This is a genomic window from Candidatus Symbiopectobacterium sp., from assembly GCF_020054415.1.
Classification (GTDB): Bacteria; Pseudomonadota; Gammaproteobacteria; order Enterobacterales; family Enterobacteriaceae; genus Symbiopectobacterium.
Map to the genome: position 1 here is coordinate 1 of NZ_JAHWCO010000137.1, position 3,510 is coordinate 3,510.

At 51.4% G+C, this 3,510-nt stretch carries 2 protein-coding genes and 1 pseudogene; 1 reads left to right on the plus strand and 2 read right to left on the minus strand.

Annotated features, from left to right (window positions below):
- Window positions 1–894: pseudogene (locus QZ506_RS04205) on the plus strand (IS256 family transposase); the annotation flags it as partial.
- Window positions 895–940: 46 nt separating this feature from the next.
- On the opposite strand, the gene fabA reads toward QZ506_RS04205, so the two are convergent.
- Together fabA and QZ506_RS04215 are read right to left on the minus strand one after the other, a co-directional pair.
- Window positions 941–1,459: a bifunctional 3-hydroxydecanoyl-ACP dehydratase/trans-2-decenoyl-ACP isomerase gene (gene fabA / locus QZ506_RS04210; protein WP_291969296.1), complete on the minus strand. Its 519-nt coding sequence runs from the start codon at window positions 1,457–1,459 to the stop codon at window positions 941–943.
- 90 nt (window positions 1,460–1,549) lie between these two features.
- Window positions 1,550–3,277: an AAA family ATPase gene (locus tag QZ506_RS04215; RefSeq protein ID WP_367272966.1), complete on the minus strand. Its 1,728-nt coding sequence runs from the start codon at window positions 3,275–3,277 to the stop codon at window positions 1,550–1,552.
- Between the last annotated feature and the right edge of the window lie 233 nt (window positions 3,278–3,510).

Below are 3,510 nucleotides of genomic sequence, written 5' to 3' on the forward strand. Positions count from 1 at the left end.
CAGATCCTGTAGTTGTACGCCAAAGGCATGACCACCCGCGAGATCGCTGCCGCGTTCAAAGAACGGTATGACGCTGATGTCTCGCCGACGTTGGTATCCAAAATCACCGATGCCGTGATGGTGCAGGTCGCCGAATGGTAAAATCACCCAATGGATGCGATATATCCCATGGTTTATCTTGACTGTATCGTTCTGAAAGTCAGACAGGACAGCCGCGTCATCAACAAATATGTGTTCCTGGCACTGGGTATCAATATCGAAGGCCAGAAAGAACTGCTGGGTATGTGGCTGGCCGAGAGTGAAGGTGCAAAGTTCTGGCTTAACGTGCTGACGGAGCTGAAAAACCGTGGCCTGACCGACATCCTCATTGCCTGTGTTGACGGCCTGAAAGGCTTCCCTGACGCCATCAACGCTGTGTATCCGTAGGCACGTATCCAGCGATGTATCGTGCATATGGTGCGCAACAGCCTTCGGTTCGTGTCCTGGAAGGACTATAAGGCAGTCACCCACGACCTGAAAGCCATCTACCAGGCCCCCACAGAAGAAGCAGGTCTGCAGGCGCTGGAAGCGTTCGCCAGTGCCTGGGACAGCAGCTATCCGCAGATAAGCCGGAGCTGGCAGACAAACTGGGCTAACCTGGCGACGTTCTTCGCTTACCCGGCAGACATCCGCAACGTCATCTATACAACCAACGCCATCGAGTCGCTGAACAGTGTGATCCGGCATGCAATCAAAAAACGCAAGGTGTTCCCGACGGACGATGCAGTGAAAAAAGTCGTGTGGCTGGCAATCTAGGTTGCCTCACAGAAATGGACGATGCCACTACGGGACTGGCGTATGGCAATGAGCCGCTTTATTATCGAGTTCGGTGACCGCCTGGACGGCCACTACTGAGAAAAGGCATTTACACAGAATCGTGTACAGGGTCACATGTTAGCGATTAGAACGAGGTGGTATCTTTGAACAGGCCCACTTTTAATTCGTCAGCGGTATAGATCTGCTTGCCATCAACCAACACTTCACCATCGGCAATTCCCATCACCAAACGGCGATTGATAACGCGCTTGAAGTGAATACGGTAGGTGACTTTTTTAGCCGTTGGCAATACCTGACCGGTGAATTTCACTTCACCTACACCCAGCGCACGGCCTTTACCTTCACCGCCCAGCCAGCCCAGATAGAACCCGACCAACTGCCACATGGCATCCAATCCCAGGCAGCCAGGCATTACCGGATCGCCGATAAAGTGGCAACCAAAGAACCACAGGTCAGGAGTAATATCCAATTCGGCTTCGACGTAGCCTTTGCCATGATTACCGCCGTCTTCCATCATTTTGACGACACGGTCCATCATCAACATGTTCGGGGCAGGCAACTGTGGGCCTTGAGGGCCGAACAGTTCACCGCGGCTAGAGGCAAGAAGGTCTTCTTTCGTATAAGATTCGCGTTTATCTACCATATTCTCAGTAAGCCTTATTCTAGTGAAGCGCGCAGGTTAGCTTACACCTGTAAGCTGAGCAACACAGAAACATCTGGTTAAACCAGTTTATCACCGAAAAAACCACGGGAAGCGGCGTCGCTCCGGCGGTGAGAATTGCGCAATACGCTCTTTGATCAAGCCCAACAGATTCGGCTGTTGTTCATCGTCATAGAGCATATTGGTTAATAACGTGATGGCTTCCGGCACCGTTTCCACTGGAATGATATGGAATTGTCCGGATCGAACGGCCTCAACCACATCAGCATTTAGACTCAGGTGACGAAGATTGGCCGCTGGAATGATGACACCCTGATTGCCCGTGAGTTCTCGTCGCTGACAAATTTCAAAGAAGCCTTCAATCTTCTCATTGACACCGCCAATGGGTTGCACGCGGCCAAACTGATCGACCGAGCCGGTGATCGCGAGTTGCTGATTGATCGGTTGTAGCGACAACGCACTGATTAATGCGCACAGTTCTGCCAGCGACGCACTGTCACCATCAACTTCACTGTAGGACTGCTCAAACACCAGCGATGCAGAGAAAGGCAACTGTTGTTCCAACTCCAGTTCGGAAATTAGAAATGCCTGCATGATCATCATGCCTTTGGCGTGTAAATTACCTGCCAATTCTGCTTTGCGATCGACATCGGTAAATTCGCCATCGCCAGGGTGAACCACACAGCTAATGCGAGTGGGCTCACCAAATGCCACCGGATGACCGGGATATTCGAGTACCGAGAGTCCGTTAATTTGACCAACGACTTCGCCCTCGGTTTCTATCACTATCTGCCCCAGCTCAATTTCGTCATGCATACGCTCTGCCAGATAGCCTTCTCGCCAGCGTTGGGCTGCGATCGCCTCAGTGATGGTTTGAGCGGTGATATGCGCATCCTGAGCGTAAATGGCAATGTGCTTGAGCTGATGCGTAAGCCATTGAGGACAAAGCGGCAAGCTGCCATGATCGCCACTGTAACGTACAGCTAATTGCAGCAATGAAGGCCAGGCATCTGCCGCGAGCAAGGGGAGATGATTGGCGGTGCATAATGCATTAATGTATGCACACCAGCGCGACATATCATCTTCGTCAATCAGCGGCAATTCGGATTCAAATTCACCGTAAACGGCCAAGTCACGCAGGTCGGGTTCAATATCGTGTAGATCGCCAAGGCTTTCGCGATCGCCGACCACGATCAGCCGAATGTTCATGGGCATCGGCGGAATGGCGAGAGGTAAAGGACGCCTTTCATCAGGTGAAAGCCAATGGTATTGGCCTTCTGCGATAATTTGTTTCAGGCGTAACCACAGCAATGGCTGTGCTAACAAGGTTCGTGCGGTCAGGATCAACGTGCCGCCATTGATACGGTGTAATAAGCCGGGTTGCAGGCTAATGCGTTCCTGAAAATAACGGACACAGCCGAATAACTGTTCTGCTTCGATCCATGCCTGGAATTCGCATGCCTGCTGTGCCGCAAAATTATCGTCAAGTTGTTGCGCCGGTTGAATCTCAACCCGATCGTGTTCAATACGATAACAGCTACCGCGGGGGGCTGAGATCGGTGGGCACAGATGCCTTACCGCCCCTGTAGTAAGTGCGAGGTAAGCATGGGTCTCTTCTGCCTTCACCAACATATAGGGTGACGGTGAGCGCGGATGGCAAAATACCTTCAGGCTATCCGCCAGTCGGGGCTGAAGTGCAGCAAAATCCAGCGATTCAAGCTTGTCTGCCCGATCGAACAGAGACTGGTAAGGCGTATGGTCGGGCAGCAGATGCTGCCATGCAAGTTGGTTATTGGTCAAAGTATCAAAGGTAGTTGTCTGAGTGAAGAGCGTGATTATACAAGAATAATACCTGCTGCACAGACGAAGTGTTGGAACGTTATGGAAATAGATAATTTGTACTAGCTCAGACCTGATCTGACAGTTACCGATTATTTATACAGGTGTCTGTCAGATTACATCTGGTTCAGATTCTTTTCTGCCCAGATCCGTTTTCCATCGAGTAAAGTGGCCATCGGCGTACGCCCGCAGCA

Excerpts from the sequence above, each read along its gene's own strand:
- fabA (WP_291969296.1), bottom strand. The coding sequence starts at position 1,459 with ATGGTAGATAAACGCGAATCTTATACGAAAGAAGACCTTCTTGCCTCT.